15 protein-coding genes are annotated in these 17,142 nt (G+C 71.9%); 11 read left to right on the top strand and 4 right to left on the bottom strand.

Annotation, left to right across the window (positions count from 1 at the left end):
• Positions 1-30: 30 nt before the first annotated feature.
• The 11 genes from ACWDYF_RS26590 to katG all read left to right on the top strand — a co-directional run bounded on the left by ACWDYF_RS26590 (position 31) and on the right by katG (position 13,731).
• Complete coding sequence (locus ACWDYF_RS26590; RefSeq protein ID WP_018566516.1) at positions 31-1,014, top strand: LysR family transcriptional regulator; 984 nt, start codon at positions 31-33, stop codon at positions 1,012-1,014.
• Positions 1,015-1,160: 146 nt separating this feature from the next.
• Complete coding sequence (gene ctaD, locus ACWDYF_RS26585; RefSeq protein WP_381744719.1) at positions 1,161-2,840, top strand: aa3-type cytochrome oxidase subunit I; 1,680 nt, start codon at positions 1,161-1,163, stop codon at positions 2,838-2,840.
• A complete protein-coding gene (locus ACWDYF_RS26580) occupies positions 2,837-3,205 on the top strand; it encodes a hypothetical protein (RefSeq protein ID WP_018566518.1) in 369 nt (122 codons plus the stop codon). The genes ctaD and ACWDYF_RS26580 overlap by 4 nt, the downstream gene beginning before the upstream one ends.
• Positions 3,206-3,492: 287 nt before the next feature.
• Positions 3,493-3,582 (top strand): K(+)-transporting ATPase subunit F, encoded by a 90-nt coding sequence (kdpF, locus tag ACWDYF_RS26575; RefSeq protein WP_018566520.1) that lies wholly within the window; start codon positions 3,493-3,495, stop codon positions 3,580-3,582.
• Between the two features lie 8 nt (positions 3,583-3,590).
• Complete coding sequence (kdpA, locus tag ACWDYF_RS26570) at positions 3,591-5,252, top strand: potassium-transporting ATPase subunit KdpA (protein ID WP_381744720.1); 1,662 nt, start codon at positions 3,591-3,593, stop codon at positions 5,250-5,252.
• 44 nt (positions 5,253-5,296) lie between these two features.
• The gene (gene kdpB / locus ACWDYF_RS26565) at positions 5,297-7,399 is read left to right on the top strand and encodes a potassium-transporting ATPase subunit KdpB (RefSeq protein ID WP_381744721.1); all 2,103 of its coding nucleotides are present in this window, start codon (positions 5,297-5,299) and stop codon (positions 7,397-7,399) included.
• A gap of 5 nt (positions 7,400-7,404) precedes the next feature.
• Positions 7,405-8,073, top strand: a complete 669-nt coding sequence (locus ACWDYF_RS26560; RefSeq protein WP_389472161.1) for a potassium-transporting ATPase subunit C — start codon at positions 7,405-7,407, stop codon at positions 8,071-8,073.
• 203 nt (positions 8,074-8,276) lie between these two features.
• Complete coding sequence (gene pgm, locus ACWDYF_RS26555; RefSeq protein WP_389472164.1) at positions 8,277-9,926, top strand: phosphoglucomutase (alpha-D-glucose-1,6-bisphosphate-dependent); 1,650 nt, start codon at positions 8,277-8,279, stop codon at positions 9,924-9,926.
• Positions 9,927-10,072: 146 nt separating this feature from the next.
• Complete coding sequence (locus ACWDYF_RS26550) at positions 10,073-10,993, top strand: ion transporter (protein ID WP_389472167.1); 921 nt, start codon at positions 10,073-10,075, stop codon at positions 10,991-10,993.
• A gap of 33 nt (positions 10,994-11,026) precedes the next feature.
• The gene (locus ACWDYF_RS26545; RefSeq protein WP_389472169.1) at positions 11,027-11,464 is read left to right on the top strand and encodes a Fur family transcriptional regulator; all 438 of its coding nucleotides are present in this window, start codon (positions 11,027-11,029) and stop codon (positions 11,462-11,464) included.
• A 32-nt stretch (positions 11,465-11,496) separates the two neighbouring features.
• Positions 11,497-13,731 carry a catalase/peroxidase HPI gene (gene katG / locus ACWDYF_RS26540; RefSeq protein ID WP_389472173.1) on the top strand — a complete coding sequence of 745 codons (2,235 nt, stop codon included), beginning with the start codon at positions 11,497-11,499 and terminating at the stop codon, positions 13,729-13,731.
• 48 nt (positions 13,732-13,779) lie between these two features.
• Here the strand turns inward: katG and ACWDYF_RS26535 are convergent, their stop codons facing one another.
• The 4 genes from ACWDYF_RS26535 to ACWDYF_RS26520 form a co-directional block, all read right to left on the bottom strand.
• Complete coding sequence (locus tag ACWDYF_RS26535) at positions 13,780-14,004, bottom strand: DUF7489 domain-containing protein (RefSeq protein WP_389472176.1); 225 nt, start codon at positions 14,002-14,004, stop codon at positions 13,780-13,782.
• 47 nt (positions 14,005-14,051) lie between these two features.
• Positions 14,052-14,279, bottom strand: coding sequence for a hypothetical protein (locus ACWDYF_RS26530; protein WP_381744728.1), 228 nt, complete (start codon positions 14,277-14,279; stop codon positions 14,052-14,054).
• Positions 14,280-14,309: 30 nt separating this feature from the next.
• Complete coding sequence (locus ACWDYF_RS26525) at positions 14,310-14,666, bottom strand: PRC-barrel domain-containing protein (RefSeq protein WP_381744729.1); 357 nt, start codon at positions 14,664-14,666, stop codon at positions 14,310-14,312.
• Between the two features lie 160 nt (positions 14,667-14,826).
• Complete coding sequence (locus ACWDYF_RS26520) at positions 14,827-17,058, bottom strand: RICIN domain-containing protein (protein ID WP_389472180.1); 2,232 nt, start codon at positions 17,056-17,058, stop codon at positions 14,827-14,829.
• Between the last annotated feature and the right edge of the window lie 84 nt (positions 17,059-17,142).

The following is a 17,142-nucleotide window of genomic DNA, read 5'->3' as shown; positions in this document are numbered from 1 at the left end:
TTGTGGGCCCGCGTTATAGAGTTGGTCGATATGAAGACCTTCGATCTCAACCTCGCGCGGGTCTTCGTCCTGCTGTACGAGACCGGCAGCGTCACGGCCACCGCCGAGACCCTCCACGTCACCCAGCCGACCGTCAGCTACAGCCTGGGCAAGCTGCGCCGGCACTTCGACGACGAGCTGTTCCGGCGCACCGGACGCGGGCTGAGCCCCACCGCGGGCGCCCGGCGGCTGTACGAGCCGCTGCGCCGCGCCCTCGCCGAGATCGACGGCACCGTCCGCCAGGCCGACACCTTCGAGCCGAAGGTCATGGCGGGCTGCTTCACCGTGGCCCTGTCCGACCTCGGCGAGGCCACCCTGCTGCCCCGGCTGCTGGCCGCGGCCCGCGAGCGCGCGCCCGGGGTCTCCTTCACCGTACGGGCGCTGGACGTGGACGACGCCGAGCAGCAACTGCGCCGCGGCGACCTCGACGCGTTCGTGGCCACCCCGGTGCTGACCTCCCACCGGACCGTGCGGATCCCGCTCTTCCACGAGCGCTACGTCGGCATGGTCGCCGCCGACCACCCGCGCATCCGCGGCGACGCGGTCACGCTCGCGGACCTGGCCACCGAGCACCACGCCACGGTCTTCGGCCCCAGCGGACACGTCGTGCCGCGGGCCGTGCTCGCCGCGCACGACCTCCTGGACCGGGTCGCGGTGGACGCCACCCGCTTCTCGATGCTGCCCTATCTGCTGGAGCAGACCGACCTCATCGCGATCGTCCCCGAGTACGTCGGCGAGGTCTTCACCGCCTCCCACCGGGTGCGCCTGGTCCGCCTGCCGTTCGAGACCGAGCCGACCGAGGTGGCGCTCTACGCCCGGCACGAGTCCTCGCGCACCCCCGCCCAGCGCTGGCTGGTGCGGTTCATGGCCGAGGTGCTGGGCGAGCGGGTGAGCCCCGCCCAACTCCCGCCCTACGCCGTGGCCACCGACCGGTCGCAGCCCCCCGCGCCGTCGGCCGGGGAACCGGGGGAGTAGGCCGACCGAGTGCATTCCGCCGGGTGTTGGGCCATCCCGGCGACGACGGACGGCGCTTCGCGCGCGCAAGACGCGAGGATGAGGACGAGCCCTGCGGGGCGGAACCCACGCATCCATGTCTTGAGAGAAAGCGTGTCACGGGCCGCATGACAGACGTTCAGCAGATCACACCGGAAACCACCGGTCCCCGTCGTCGCCTGCGACCCGGAGCCGTCGTGGTCAAGTGGGTCACGACGACCGATCACAAGACGATCGGATCGCTGTACCTGGTCACCTCGTTCGTGTTCTTCCTGTTCGGCGGCGTCCTGGCGCTGGTGATGCGCGCGGAGCTGGCCCGGCCGGGTCTCCAGATCGTGTCCACCGAGCAGTTCAACCAGGCGTTCACCATGCATGGCACGGTCATGCTGCTGATGTTCGCGACGCCGCTGTTCGCCGGATTCACGAACTGGATCATGCCGCTCCAGATCGGCGCGCCGGACGTGGCCTTCCCCCGGCTGAACATGCTGGCCTACTGGCTCTACCTGCTCGGCTCGCTGATCGCGGTGAGCAGCTTCCTCACCCCCGGCGGCGCCGCCGACTTCGGCTGGTTCGCCTACTCCCCGCTGACCGACGCGGTGCACTCACCGGGCATCGGCGGCGACCTGTGGATCATGGGTCTCGCGCTGTCCGGCTTCGGCACCATCATGGGCTCGGTCAACTTCGTCACCACGATCGTCTGCATGCGTGCCCCGGGCCTGACCATGTTCCGCATGCCGATCTTCGTATGGAACGTGCTGCTCACCAGTGTCCTGGTGCTGCTCGCCTTCCCCGTCCTCGCGGGCGCGCTGCTCGCCCTGGAGGCGGACCGCAAGTTCGGTGCCCATGTCTTCGACGCGGCCAACGGCGGAGCGCTGCTGTGGCAGCACCTCTTCTGGTTCTTCGGGCATCCCGAGGTGTACATCATCGCGCTGCCGTTCTTCGGCATCGTCACGGAGATCATCCCGGTCTTCTCCCGCAAACCGATCTTCGGATACATGGGCCTGGTCGGCGCCACCATCTCCATCGCCGGGCTCTCCGTGACGGTGTGGGCGCACCATATGTTCGTCACCGGCGGGGTGCTGCTGCCGTTCTTCTCCTTCATGAGCTTCCTCATCGCCGTCCCGACCGGGGTGAAGTTCTTCAACTGGATCGGCACCATGTGGAAGGGGTCGATCTCCTTCGAGACCCCCATGCTGTGGTCGGCCGGCTTCCTGGTGACCTTCCTCTTCGGCGGTCTCACCGGTGTCCTCCTGGCCTCCCCGCCGCTGGACTTCCATGTCTCCGACAGCTATTTCGTGGTGGCCCACTTCCACTACGTCGTCTTCGGCACGGTCGTCTTCGCGATGTTCGCCGGATTCCACTTCTGGTGGCCGAAGTGGACCGGCAAGATGCTCGACGAGCGGCTGGGCAAGATGACCTTCTGGATGCTGTTCGTCGGCTTCCACACCACCTTCCTGGTGCAGCACTGGCTGGGCGCGGAGGGCATGCCCCGCCGCTACGCCGACTATCTGGCGGCCGACGGCTTCACCGGCCTGAACATGGTCTCCACCATCGGCTCCTTCCTGCTGGGCCTGTCGATGCTGCCGTTCCTCTACAACATCTGGAAGACGGCGAAGTACGGCCGCAAGGTCGAGGTCGACGACCCGTGGGGCTACGGCCGGTCGCTGGAGTGGGCGACGTCCTGCCCGCCGCCGCGGCACAACTTCGTCACCCTGCCCGTGATCCGCAGCGAGTCCCCGGCGTTCGACCTGAACCACCCGGAGGTGTCGCTGGCGGACCGGCAGGAGAATCTGGGCCTGCCGGCATGACCGACGCGGCGGGACGCACGGGCGAGGAGCCGCTCGCCCCCGCCCACCTGGCCGACCAGGTGGAGGGCTATCTGCTGTGGCAGGCCCGGGTCGCCGAGGCCGAGGAGCGGGCCCGCGCCTTCACCGAGCCGCTGCCGTGGCTGACCACCGCCCAGCGCGAGGAGATCGAGGAGCACTACGTCCGCGACAGCCTCACCCGGGCGCGGGCCGATCTGCACCGCGTCGCCGACCGCTGCCGGGCCCTGCGCGGTGAGTACGAGGAGCGCTACCAGCGGCTCCGCGCCCGCTGCCTGGCCTTCTCGATCGCCGGACTCACCGTGGTCGCCGCGGCCGTCCTGCTGGCCGCGGCCGTCACCCAGACGTGACCCCGCCCGCCTCGCCGCGGACCCGGCCGGTGGTCCGGGGAAACGCCGAGGTGACGGCCGGTGTCAGGGGTGCGTCAGGGCCACGTCAGGGCGGCGTCAAGGCCGGGGCGGGCGCCGTATGAGAGGCGTCAACGGACGGTCGGATCCGGCCGGAGAGGGGATTTCCTCTAGGGGTCCGAAGCATCCGCACCATTCCAGGAGCTCACGATGGCCGATCTGGCCTTCGTCGTCACCACACTCGCGGTCTTCGCGCTGGTGGCCCTCGTCGCCAAGGGGGTGACGAAGCTGTGACCGCCGAGAACGTCGTCGGCCTGATCGTGGCCGTCGCCCTGCTGGGCTATCTCGTCCTCGCCCTGATCTTCCCGGAGAGGTTCTGAGCCCCGCCATGAGTCCCGTACTTGCCGGTGTGCTCCAGCTGCTCGCCCTGATGGGCGCACTGGCACTGGCCTACATACCCCTCGGCTCCTACATGGCCCGGGTCTACACCACCGAGCGGCACTGGCGTGTCGAGCGGTGGATCTACCGGGGGATCGGTGCCGACCCCGGCGCGCGGATGCGCTGGCCCGCCTATCTGCGCGCGGTCCTCGCCTTCTCCGCGGCCGGTGTGCTGTTCCTGTACCTGCTCCAGCGGATCCAGGGGGTGCTGCCGCTCTCCCTCGGCTTCCGCTCCGTCGAGCCCGCGCAGGCGTTCGACACCGCGGCGTCCTTCGTCACCAACACCAACTGGCAGTCGTACGCCGGTGAGCAGACGATGGGGCATGTGGTGCAGACCGCGGGTCTGGCCGTGCAGAACTTCGTGTCGGCCGCGGTCGGCATCGCCGTGGCCATCGCCCTGGTCCGCGGCTTCTCCCGGTCCCGCACCGGTGAGCTGGGCAACTTCTGGGTGGACCTGGTGCGCGGCACCGTGCGCATCCTCGTGCCGATCGCCGCGCTCGCCGCGGTCGTGCTGGTGGCGTGCGGTGCGATCCAGAACTTCTCCGGGATCCATGAGGTCGGTCAGTTCATGGGGGGCTCGCAGCAGTGGAACGGCGGCGCGGTCGCCTCGCAGGAGGCCATCAAGGAGCTGGGCACCAACGGCGGCGGCTACTTCAACGCCAACAGCGCCCACCCCTTCGAGAACCCCACGCCGTTCACCAACCTGTTCGAGATCTTCCTGATCCTGGTCATCCCGTTCTCGCTGACCCGCACCTTCGGCCTGATGGTCGGCTCGGTGCGCCAGGGCTACGCGATCCTGGCGACCATGGCCACCATCTGGCTCGGCTTCACGGCCCTGATGATGTGGACCGAGTTCGCCCACCACGAGGGCGCCCTGCAACTCGCGGGCGGCGCCATGGAGGGCAAGGAGACCCGCTTCGGTGTGGGCGCCTCCTCGATCTTCGCGGTGGCCACCACCCTCACCTCGACCGGCGCGGTGGACTCCTTCCACTCCTCCTTCACCGGGCTGGGCGGCGGCATCACCCTGCTCGGGATGATGCTCGGCGAGATCGCGCCCGGCGGCACCGGATCCGGCCTCTACGGCATGCTGATCATGGCCGTGATCGCGGTGTTCATCGCGGGCCTCATGGTCGGCCGCACCCCCGAGTACCTGGGCCGGAAGATCGGCGCCCGCGAGATCAAGCTCGCCGCCTGCTACATCCTGGTCACCCCGACGCTCGTCCTGGTCTTCACCGCGCTGTCCATGGCGCTGCCGACCCCGCCGCACTCGATGCTCAACCCGGGCGCGCACGGCTTCTCCGAGGTCCTGTACGCCTTCACCTCGGCGGCCAACAACAACGGCTCGGCCTTCGCCGGTCTGAACGCGAACACGGACTGGTTCAACGTCACCACCGGACTGGCCATGCTGCTCGGCCGCTTCCTGCCGATGGTGTTCGTCCTGGCGCTGGCCGGATCGCTGGCCGAGCAGCGGCCGGTACCGGTCACCGCGGGCACCCTGCGCACCGAGAAGCCGCTGTTCGCCGGGCTGCTCGTGGGCGCCATCCTCATCATCACCGGGCTGACCTACTTCCCGGCCCTGGCGCTGGGCCCGCTCGCCGAAGGGCTGGCGTGATGACCCCGCGTACCGAAAGCCGTTCCGAGAGCCAAGAGGACTCCATGTCCACCGTCACCCCCGCCCGTGCGCCGCACCCCGACCTGCCCACCGGGCACTCCCCGGAACGGGGCCGGGTCGGCGCGGGCCTGTTCGACCCGGCGCAGCTGCTCAGGTCGCTGCCGGACGCCTTCCGCAAGCTCGACCCGCGGGTGCAGGTCAAGTCGCCCGTGATGTTCGTGGTCTGGGTCGGCTCGGTGCTGACCACCGCCTTCTCCTGCGTCCACCCGGGCGACTGGTTCGGCTGGACCATCAGCGTCTGGCTGTGGCTGACCGTGGTCTTCGCCAATCTCGCCGAGGCCGTCGCCGAGGGCCGCGGCAAGGCCCAGGCCGACACCCTGCGCCGGGCCAAGTCCGACACCGTGGCCCGGCGGCTGGCCGCCGACGGCACCGAGGAGCAGGTCGCCGGGACCGCCCTCGCCATCGGCGACCGGGTGGTCTGCGAGGCCGGTGACATCATCCCCGGGGACGGCGACGTCGTCGAGGGTGTGGCGAGCGTCGACGAGTCCGCGATCACCGGCGAGTCCGCGCCGGTCATCCGGGAGTCCGGCGGCGACCGGTCCGCGGTGACCGGCGGGACCAAGGTGCTCTCCGACCGGATCGTCGTACGGATCACCACCCGGCCGGGGGAGACCTTCATCGACCGGATGATCGGCCTGGTCGAGGGCGCCGCACGGCAGCGGACGCCCAACGAGATCGCGCTCAACATCCTGCTGGCCTCGCTCACCATCGTGTTCCTGCTGGCCTGCGCCACCCTGCCGCCCTTCGCCCACTACGCGGGCACCCAGCTGACGCTCGTGGTGCTGGTCGCGCTCCTGGTCTGCCTGATCCCGACCACGATCGGCGCGCTGCTGTCGGCCATCGGCATCGCGGGCATGGACCGGCTGGTGCAGCGCAATGTGCTGGCCATGTCCGGCCGGGCGGTCGAGGCCGCGGGCGACGTCTCCACGCTGCTGCTGGACAAGACCGGCACCATCACCCTGGGCAACCGGCAGGCGGCCGCGTTCGTGCCGGTGCGCGGCACCACCGAGGCCGAACTCGCCGACGCCGCCCAGCTCTCCTCGCTGGCCGACGAGACGCCCGAGGGCCGCTCCGTCGTCGTCCTGGCCAAGGAGCGGTACGGGCTCAGGGAGCGCCACCAGGGCGAACTGGCCGGCGCCGAGTGGGTCGCGTTCACCGCGCAGACCCGGATGTCCGGGGTGGACGTCGACGGCCGCAGCATCCGCAAGGGCGCGGCCGGCTCGGTCGCCGCCTGGGTCACCGGGCGCGGCGGCACCGTGGCCGAGGACGCCGACACGATCGTCGCGGGCATCTCGGAGGCGGGCGGCACCCCGCTGCTGGTCGCCGTCGAGGACGGGCGCGGGGCCCGGGTGCTGGGCGTCGTCCACCTCAAGGACGTCGTCAAGGACGGCATGCGGGAACGATTCTCCGAGCTGCGCCGCATGGGCATCAGAACCGTCATGATCACCGGCGACAACCCGCTGACCGCCAAGGCGATCGCCGAGGAGGCGGGCGTCGACGACTTCCTCGCCGAGGCCACCCCCGAGGACAAGATGGCCCTCATCAAGCGGGAGCAGGCGGGCGGCAAGCTGGTCGCGATGACCGGCGACGGCACCAACGACGCACCGGCCCTCGCCCAGGCGGACGTCGGCGTGGCGATGAACACCGGCACGTCGGCCGCCAAGGAGGCCGGCAACATGGTCGACCTCGACTCCAACCCGACCAAGCTCATCGAGATCGTGGAGATCGGCAAGCAGCTCCTGATCACCCGGGGCGCGCTCACCACCTTCTCCATCGCCAACGACGTGGCGAAGTACTTCGCGATCATCCCGGCGCTGTTCGCCGCGGTCTACCCGGGCCTGGACAAGCTCAACGTCATGCAGCTGTCCTCGCCCAGCTCGGCGATCCTGTCCGCCGTCGTCTTCAACGCGCTGATCATCGTCGCGCTGGTGCCGCTCGCCCTCAAGGGCGTGCGCTACCGGCCGATGAGCGCCGACCGGATGCTCCGCCGCAACCTCGGCCTCTACGGCATCGGCGGGCTGATCGCCCCCTTCATCGGCATCAAGCTGATCGACCTGGTCCTGTCCCTCATTCCCGGAATCGGCTGACGGCCATGAACAACACCCTCCCGAACACCGCCCGGCTGCTGGGCGCGGGCCTGCGCGCGCTGCTCGTGCTGACGCTGGTCACCGGCGTCCTCTATCCGCTCCTGGTCACCGGCATCGCCCAGGGCCTGTTCCCCGGCAAGGCCAACGGCTCCGAGGTCAGCTCGGACGGCAGGGTCGTCGGCTCCGCCCTCATCGGCCAGTCCTACGACCTCCCGCTCAAGCAGGGGCAGCGGACACCGGCCGCCGACCTGAAGTGGTTCCAGGGCCGGCCCGCCAACGGGCTGGCCACCAACACCCTGAACACCCGCTACAAGCTGCTGGTGTCCGGCGCCACCAACCTCGCCGCCGACAACAAGACCCTCGTCGACCAGGTACGGGAGGCCCAGGCGGCCGTCGTCAAGGACAACTCGGTGCCCGGCCACCCCGTCTCGCCCGCCGACGTCCCGGCCGACGCGGTCACCTCCTCCGGCTCCGGTCTCGACCCCGACATCTCCCCGCAGTACGCGCGGATCCAGGTGTACCGGGTCGCCGAGCGCAACGGCCTGCCGCCCGCCCGGGTGCAGCGGCTGGTCGCGGACCACACCGAGGGCCGCACCCTGGGCTTCATGGGCGAACCCCGGGTGAACGTCCTCGAACTCAACATCGCCCTCTCCCATCTGGTGGCGCGGCACTGAACGACCGGCGGGGGCCGGGTGCGCCGCCCCCGCCCGTCCCGCACCCGGGTCCCGCTCCTCGGACTCGGGTGCGTCGGCCGGTCGCGAGCGGGGGAAGATGGAGATCGCGAGTGGACACAGGGCCGTCGAACACCGGAACACCTGGACCCCAGGTCACCGGACAGCGAGTGCAGCGAGTACACCGAATTCGAGGAGTGGCAGTCATGCAGCAGGAACGAGCGGGCGCACCGGGCGGGCCGGCCTCACCGGACGACCTGATCGACGTGGCCCGCCTGGTGACCGCGTACTACGCGCTGCACCCGGACCCGGCCGAGCCGGGCCAGCGGGTGGCGTTCGGCACCTCGGGACACCGCGGCTCCTCCCTCGCGGCGGCCTTCAACGAGGACCACATCGCCGCGACCAGCCAGGCGATCTGCGAGTACCGCGCGGCCCAGGGCACGGACGGCCCGCTCTTCCTGGGCGCCGACACCCACGCCCTGTCCGAGCCCGCCCGGGTCACCGCCCTGGAGGTGTTCGCGGCGGGCGGCGTCACCGTGCTCATCGACGCGGCCGACGGCTACACGCCCACCCCGGCCGTCTCGCACGCCATCCTCACCCACAACCGCGGCCGCTCCTCGGGCCTCGCGGACGGCGTCGTCGTCACCCCCTCGCACAACCCGCCCGCCGACGGCGGCTTCAAGTACAACCCGCCCAGCGGCGGCCCGGCCGGCTCCGAGGCCACCTCCTGGATCCAGGACCGCGCCAACGAGATCATCGCGGGCGGCCTGAAGGACGTACGGCGCATCCCGTACACCCGGGCGCTCGCCGCGGAGACCACCGGCCGCCACGACTTCCTCGGCGCCTATGTCTCGGACCTGCCGAGCGTGCTGGACCTGGACGCGATCCGCGGCGCGGGGGTGCGGATCGGCGCCGACCCGCTGGGCGGCGCCTCGGTGGCGTACTGGGGGCGGATCGCCGAGCAGCACCGGCTCGACCTGACCGTGGTCAATCCGCTCACCGACCCCACCTGGCGGTTCATGACGCTGGACTGGGACGGCAAGATCCGCATGGACTGCTCCTCGCCGTACGCCATGGCCTCGCTCATCGGACAGCGCGACCGGTTCCAGATCGCCACCGGCAACGACGCCGACGCCGACCGGCACGGCATCGTCACCCCGGACGCCGGTCTGATGAACCCCAACCACTACCTGGCCACGGCCATCTCCTACCTCTACGCCCACCGCACCGAGTGGCCGTCGGCGGCGGGCGTGGGCAAGACGCTGGTGTCCTCCGGCATGATCGACCGGGTCGCCGCCGATCTGGGCCGGCCCCTGGTGGAGGTGCCCGTCGGCTTCAAGTGGTTCGTGGACGGGCTGGCCGACGGCTCGCTCGGCTTCGGCGGCGAGGAGTCGGCCGGGGCGTCCTTCCTGCGCCGCGACGGCTCGGTGTGGACCACCGACAAGGACGGCATCATCCTGGCCCTGCTCGCCTCCGAGATCACCGCCGTCACCGGCCGGACGCCCTCCCAGCACTACGCCGCCCTCACCGAGCGCTTCGGCGAGCCCGCCTACGCCCGGATCGACGCCCCGGCGAGCCGCGAGGAGAAGGCGCGCCTGGCCAGGCTGTCCCCGGCCCAGGTCACCGCCGACACCCTCGCGGGCGAGCCGGTCACCGCCGTGCTCACCGAGGCGCCCGGCAACGGCGCCGCCATCGGCGGCATCAAGGTGGCCACCGAGAACGCCTGGTTCGCGGCCCGCCCGTCCGGCACCGAGGACGTGTACAAGATCTACGCGGAGTCCTTCCGGGGCGCCGACCACCTCGGCCGGGTCCAGGACGAGGCCAAGCAGGTCGTCCTGGCGGCGCTCGGCGGCTGAACCGCGCGCCGCGTCCCCGGCCGGTGCCCCGCGGGTGCGGGCGCCGGCCGGGAGCGGACCCGGCCCGCCCGTGATCATCTACAGTGCTGTAGAAGATCATCACGGGTCCCGCAGGCGACCCCTGCGCGAAGGAGCGACGGCGTCAGATGCCGCAGCAGCACCCCCGGGAGACCGTCACCGCACCGGACACCGCCCGCACCCGGCTGGCACACCGCTGCCGCGACCTCACCGAGGCCCGGTGGTTCGCCCTCGCGGTCTTCGCCGTCATCCTCCTCAACGCCGCCCTGCTGGGCGTCGAGACCTACCCCGGACTCGCCGCCCGCCGGCACCACGGGTTACGCCTGGCCGAACACGCCTGCCTGGCCGTGTTCACCGCCGAGATCCTGCTGCGCCTGGCCGCCCACGCCGACCGGCCGCGGGACTTCCTCAAGGACCCGTGGAACCTCTTCGACCTCGCCGTGGTGCTCTGCGCCTTCCTGCCCCTGGTCCGCGAGAACGCCACCGTGCTGCGGCTGCTGCGGCTGGCCCGCGTACTGCGCACCGCCCGCTTCCTGCCCCAACTGCGCGTCGTGCTCGTCGCGGTGGCCCGCAGCCTGCCCGGCACCCTCAGCTTCCTGCTCGTCGGCACCCTCCTGCTGTACGTCTACGCCATGGTCGGCTGGGTCTTCTTCGGCCACGCCGACCCGCAGCACTACGGCTCCATCGGCCGCGCCGTCCTCACCCTCTTCCTGCTGATGACCCTGGACGGCATCGGCGACGCGGTGCACGCCGGTCTGGAGGTGTCGCGCTGGAGCCTGCTCTACTACGCCTCCTATGTGCTCCTGGCCTCCTTCGTCCTGGTCAACGTCCTCATCGGCGTGGTCCTGACCTCCCTGGACGAGGCCCGGGAGATGGAACGGGACGACCCGCCCGCACCCCCGAGCGTCCCCGCGCCCGCCGAGGACCACCGCGACCTGCTGGAACGGATCGGCGCGGCCCGGCGCGCCCTGGACGACCTGGAGCGCGGACTCACCGCGGCCCCGCCCGGTCCCGCCGCCCGACCGGATCTTGACCGTACGTTTTCTTGAACGGTTCGTCTTTGCGGCGGTAGGTTCTGCGCCATGACGGCAGCCCGGCCCCCGACCACCGCCGAGGAGCTGCGCGGTGCCGGCCTGCGTGTGACGGCCGCCCGCGTCGCCCTCCTGGAGACCGTGCGCGCCGGTGACCACCTCGCGGCGGAGGCCGCCGCCGCCGGGGTGCGCGCCCGCGTCGGCCACATCTCCCTCCAGGCCGTGTACGAGGCGCTGCACGCCCTCACCGCGGCCGGACTGATACGCCGTATCGCCCCCGCCGGAGGCCCGGCCCGCTACGAGGGCCGCGTCGGGGACAACCACCACCACGCCGTGTGCCGCTCGTGCGGTGCCGTCGCCGACGTGGACTGCGCGACGGGACGCGCGCCCTGTCTCACCGCGTCCGCGGGCCACGGCTTCACCGTCGACGAGGCCGAGGTCGTCTACTGGGGCCGCTGCCCGGCCTGTTCCGGCGCGCCCCGCACCTGAGCACCGTGATCCGCCAGCCCGGAAGGATTTCCATGTCCGAGAACCACGAGGCCATCGTCACCGATCCGAAGACTCAGGACACCGGTGACGGCTGCCCGGTCGCGCACGGGCGCGCCGCGCACCCCACGCAGGGCGGCGGAAACCGCCAGTGGTGGCCGGAGCGGCTCAACCTGAGGATCCTCGCCAAGAACCCCGACGTGGCCAACCCGCTCGGCGCGGACTTCGACTACGCCGAGGCGTTCGCCGGCCTCGACCTGGCGGCCGTCAAACGCGACCTCGCCGAGGTGCTCACCACCTCCCAGGACTGGTGGCCCGCCGACTTCGGGCACTACGGCCCGCTGATCATCCGGATGGCCTGGCACAGCGCGGGCACCTACCGCATCAGCGACGGCCGTGGCGGCGCGGGTGCCGGGCAGCAGCGCTTCGCCCCGCTCAACAGCTGGCCGGACAACGCCAACCTCGACAAGGCGCGCCGCCTGCTGTGGCCGGTCAAGAAGAAGTACGGCCGCAACCTCTCCTGGGCCGACCTGCTGATCCTCGCCGGGAACGTCGCCCTGGAGACCATGGGCTTCGAGACGTTCGGCTACGCGGGCGGCCGCGCGGACGTCTGGGAGGCCGAGGAGGACGTCTACTGGGGCCCCGAGACCACCTGGCTCGGCGACCGGCGCTACACCGGCGACCGCGAGCTGGAGAACCCCCTCGGCGCCGTGCAGATGGGACTCATCTACGTCAACCCCGAGGGCCCGAACGGCAATCCGGACCCGATCGCCGCGGCCCGCGACATCCGCGAGACCTTCCGCCGGATGGCGATGAACGACGAGGAGACCGTCGCGCTCATCGCGGGCGGCCACACCTTCGGCAAGACGCACGGCGCGGGACCGGCCCACCACGTCGGACCCGACCCGGAGGCCGCCGGCCTGGAGGACCAGGGCCTCGGCTGGAAGAACGCCTTCGGCACCGGCAAGGGCGGCGACGCCATCACCAGCGGTCTGGAGGTGACCTGGACGGCCACCCCGACGACCTGGGACAACAGCTTCTTCGAGACCCTGTTCGGCTACGAGTGGGAGCTGTTCGAGTCCCCCGCGGGCGCCCAGCAGTGGCGGCCGAAGGACGGCGCGGGCGCCGGTACGGTCCCCGACGCGCACGACCCGTCCAGGCGGCACGCCCCCACCATGCTGACCACCGACCTCTCGCTCCGCTTCGACCCGGTCTACGAGCCGATCTCGCGGCGCTTCCTGGAGCACCCCGACGAGTTCGCCGACGCCTTCGCGCGGGCCTGGTTCAAGCTGACCCACCGCGACATGGGCCCGGTCTCCCGCTACCTCGGCCCCGAGGTGCCCACCGAGGTCCTGCTCTGGCAGGACCCGCTGCCCGAGCGGACGTACGCGCTCCTGGACGCCGAGGACGTCGCCGCCCTCAAGGCGGAGATCACCGGGACCGGCCTGCCGGTGTCCGAACTGGTCTTCACCGCCTGGGCGTCGGCCTCGTCCTTCCGCGGCAGCGACAAGCGCGGCGGCGCCGACGGCGCCCGTATCCGGCTGGAGCCGCAGCGCGGCTGGGAGGCCAACGACCCCGACCGCCTGGCGGCCGTGCTGCGCGCCCTGGAGGGCGTCCAGGAGTCCTTCAACGCCGGGCGGAGCGACGGCAAGGGCGTCTCGCTGGCCGACCTGATCGTCCTGGCCGGCGGCGTGGGCGTCGAACGGGCCGCCGCGCAGGCCGGGTTCGAGATCGAGGTCCCCTTCACCCCCGGCCGGGTGGACGCCGCGCAGGAGCAGACGGACGTCGAGTCGTTCGCCGCGCTGGAACCGGCCGCCGACGGCTTCCGCAACCACCTCGGCAAGGGCAACCGGCTGCCCGCCGAGTACCTGCTGATCGACCGGGCCAACCTGCTGACGCTCAGCGCCCCCGAGATGACCGTCCTGGTCGGCGGCCTGCGTGTGCTGGGCGCCAACCACCAGCGGTCGTCGCTCGGCGTCCTCACCGCCACGCCCGGCGTCCTCACCAACGACTTCTTCGTCAACCTGCTCGACCTCGGCACGCAGTGGCGGGCGGTCTCCGCCGACGCGGGCACCTTCGAGGGCTACGACCCGGCCACCGGCGAGGTCAGGTGGACCGGCAGCCGGGCCGACCTGGTCTTCGGCTCCCATTCCGAGCTGCGCGCGCTGGCCGAGGTGTACGCGAGCGACGACGCGAAGGAGAAGTTCGTGGCCGACTTCGTCGCGGCCTGGACCAAGGTCATGAACCTGGACCGGTTCGACCTGTCCTGACCGCCCGCGCCTCCGGGCCGGCCCGCCGCGGCCGGCCCGGACGCACGCTCACACCCTGGCCGGGGCGGCGGCGCCCGCCTCCTTCACCAGGCGGTCACCGACGGACAGGGTCTCCCACAGCGCCTTGTCGACACGGAATCTCCCGGTCCCGCCGCCGGACAGGCGCACCTCCACGTAGTGGTAGAGACCGGAACCGTCGGTCGACCGCCGGGTCTTGTCCGCCACGACGCCGTCCCAGGCGTCCTCTTCCCGTACCCTGCGCGACTTGACCATGGGCGCACTGTAGGCGCGGCGGGCGCCGGGCGCGAGGGGCGCGGCCCTCAGTCCCGAGGCCCGTCGAGGACCTTCCGGGCGACCCGCGCCGCCGCCTCGCTCTCGGCCGCCGCGGGCGACAGCTCGCTCAGGGTGTCGAGGTCGGTGTCCTCGCGCAGCTCGTCCTCCCAGGTGGCGGCGAGCCGGTCCCGCTCCTTTCGGGGCAGCCCCCGCACCTGCTCCCGGTGGCGCGGATCGAGGGCGATCAGGAACCGTTCGACGGTGTCGATGGCCATCTGCTCCTCCTCGGGGCACGGCCCCACCGGTCAGCGGCGGGCGAGCCGCCGCTCTCCGCCGGCGCCGGGGCGGTAGGGCAGGTCGTAGTGCTGGAAGATCGCGGCCTCCTGCTCGGCGGGCAGGACGTCGTCGGTGCCGATGGAGGGGGCCTTCTTGACCAGCCCCTTGGGCTGGGCCACCTTCAGGTAGCCGGGCCCCACGACCGCGTCGTCGACCGGGACGAAGAACAGGCGCTGCCGGGTGGGCAGCCCCGCGCGGACGGTCACCATGGCCGGTTCGTCGGTGCTGGTGTCCACATAGACCGCTTCCAGCGCGCCGATCTTGTGACCCTCCTGGTCGACCACGTCGTGGTTGCGCCATTCGCGGAGGTCCGCTGAACGAATCATGTCTGCTCCCTGCCGTCGTACCGATGAGTGACCCGGCGCTCCGGGCCATAAACGCTCCGAGCCATAAACACGACTGGCGCGAACACGGCACCCGTAAACACGGCGGCGCCCGCCCGGCCCCCGGGAGGACCGGGGACCGGACGGGCGCGGGGCGGCGCGCTCAGCCGATCAGCCACCGCTGGAGCGGCGAGTCCGCCGCGGGACGCTGCGTCACCGCGGCGCCGTCGGCCGTCGAACCGGCGGTCAGCAGCAGCCCGCTGCGCACCGAGGCCAGGGTGGAGGTGCCGTCCGCCGCGGCACCGACCGTCCAGCGCTGGTTGGTGCCGCCGGTGCAGGTCCACTGGATCACCCGGGCGCCCGACGCGGTGGAGCCGCTCTCCACGTCGGCGCAGAGCCCCGAGGTGAGGTTGACCAGCTCGTAGGAGCCGTCGTCCTGCCGGGTGAACCGCCACTTCTGGTGGTCGCCGCCGTTCGGCGTCCAGATGCCGAGCGCCGTGCCCGCGCTGGTGCTGCGGCCGGGGCTCTCCAGCACCTTCTGGCCGGTGGTGAGGGTGTGCGTGCCCTCCAGCGGCGCCGGGGCCGCCCCGGTCGCCGTGAGCGTCAGCGTCTGCTCGGCCCCGGTGCGGGTGCCGCCGACCCCGCCGCCGGCGTTCCAGAAGCGGGCCGGGGTGGTCTCGGCGGTCCGCGCCGACTCGCCCGACAGACCGACCACCAGACCGCTGTAGCGGTTGACCAGCCGGTACGTGCCGTTCGCCCGGCCGTCCGCCGAGGTGCCGGGCACGACCCACCACTGCTGTCCCACGGTGGCGCCGCCCGGTCCCGCCGGGGTGACGGTGGGCCGGGTGCCCCAGGCGCGCTGGGCGGTGGCGGAGGAGTCCACGCCCAGCAGGCCGCCGGTGGAGGCGTTGGCGACGCGGTACGAGCCGTCGCCGTTGCCGGTGAAGATCCACGACTGGAGGGCGGAGCCGTTCGCGCTCGCCTCGGAGGTGGCCGCCGAGCCTCCGGTGACCTGGGCGAGGACCCGGCCGCCGCCGCTGGAGACGCGGTAGGCGCGGCTCGTGTCGAGGGGAGCGGCCGGTGCCGAGGAGCCGATGGTGACGTTCACGTACTCGCCGGACGAGCCGCCCGAGCAGCCGAAGGAGCAGTAGGAGCGGAACGACTTGCCGACCACCGCCGAGCTGGTCCGGTTCGCCGGGTCCAGGAACCAGCGGTACCAGGAGGCGGTGGTGTGCCCGCCGGTGTCACCGATCAGCCGCCACTTCTGCGAGGCCAGGTCGTCGGTGGCGTAGAACTGCTGCGGCGCGCTGCCGCTCTGGTCGACCGCCTGGGGCTCTCCGATGTACAGCCCCAGATAGGCGTTGTAGGTGATGTCCATGACGAACAGGGGCGAGGTCGGGGGCGTGGTGCCCGCCGCCACCTGCTGGGCGACCGTGCCGGTGCGCGTCGGGTCGTACTCCTTGTCCGCCGGGGTGTAGCCCGTGGGGTGCGCGGAGTCGACCGGCACCATGTTGCTCTCCCGGCCGCCCGTGCCGGGCTGGGACCAGGCGCCGTCGTACCACTTCTGCCACGAGGTCGGCGCCATCTTGGAGGCGATCGGCGCGCGGGCGACATGCGCGTGGAACGCCTTCCAGCTGCCGCCCTTGTCCACGATCCGCGAGCCGTAGAAGACGTAGAAGTAGCCGGAGGCGGTGTCCGCGAACAGGCGCGGGTCGCCGTCGCCGTAGTCGAAGGTCTGCTGCGGGAAGGCCGCCGTGTCACCGCGCTTCGTGCTGTACGGCGAGGTGATCACATGGTCCTTGACGGTCCAGGTCCGGCCCTGGTCCTTGGAGACGGCGTAGTCGATCGCGTCGTAGTGCAGGCCGTCGCCGAAGGGCTGCGGGGTGAACTCGTTGTGGACCAGCCCGTACCAGTCGCCGGTGTCCGGGTCGACCCACACGCCCGCCAGGTCGCAGTAGTTCTTCTGCGCGTAGCTCGAACCGGAGGGCGCGTAGCTCGACTCCCGGCCGGTGGGGCTGTTGTTGCAGCGCCAGGTGGTGTCGTTGTTGCGGTCGCGGGACTCGGCCGGGTCCACCGCGTCGCTCAGGGCGCCGTCCCGGGTGGCGCTGTCCAGGTCCTTGCCGGTGAAGAAGGTCCACGCGCGGCCGTCGTTCGCGCCGTACAGGGAGTGGGCCTGCTGGAAGTGGAACGTGCCGTCCTTGTCGAGGTACGGGGCGGCCGGGGTGTCGTCCGGGTGGGTCCAGGAGCCCTTCGCGCCGACGGTGACGGTGTAGGAGGGGGCGGCGGCCGCCGGTGCCCGCGGTGCGGCGAGCGCTTCGCCGCCGGTGACGGCCGTCGCCGTGGCGAGGACCGCGGCGAGCAGCGCTCCGGCCAGTCTCTTGCGGTGAGTGGACACAGGTTCTCCTTCTCGGGAGGGGGCCGGCGCGCGGTGCGCCGGCCCCTGGGTGTGGTTCCTGTGCGGTGCTGCGGACCGGTGTCG

This window comes from Streptomyces sp. NPDC003284, assembly GCF_053589675.1.
Note: the sequence above shows the minus strand (reverse complement) of the source record. Positions and strands in the feature narration are given on the sequence as shown.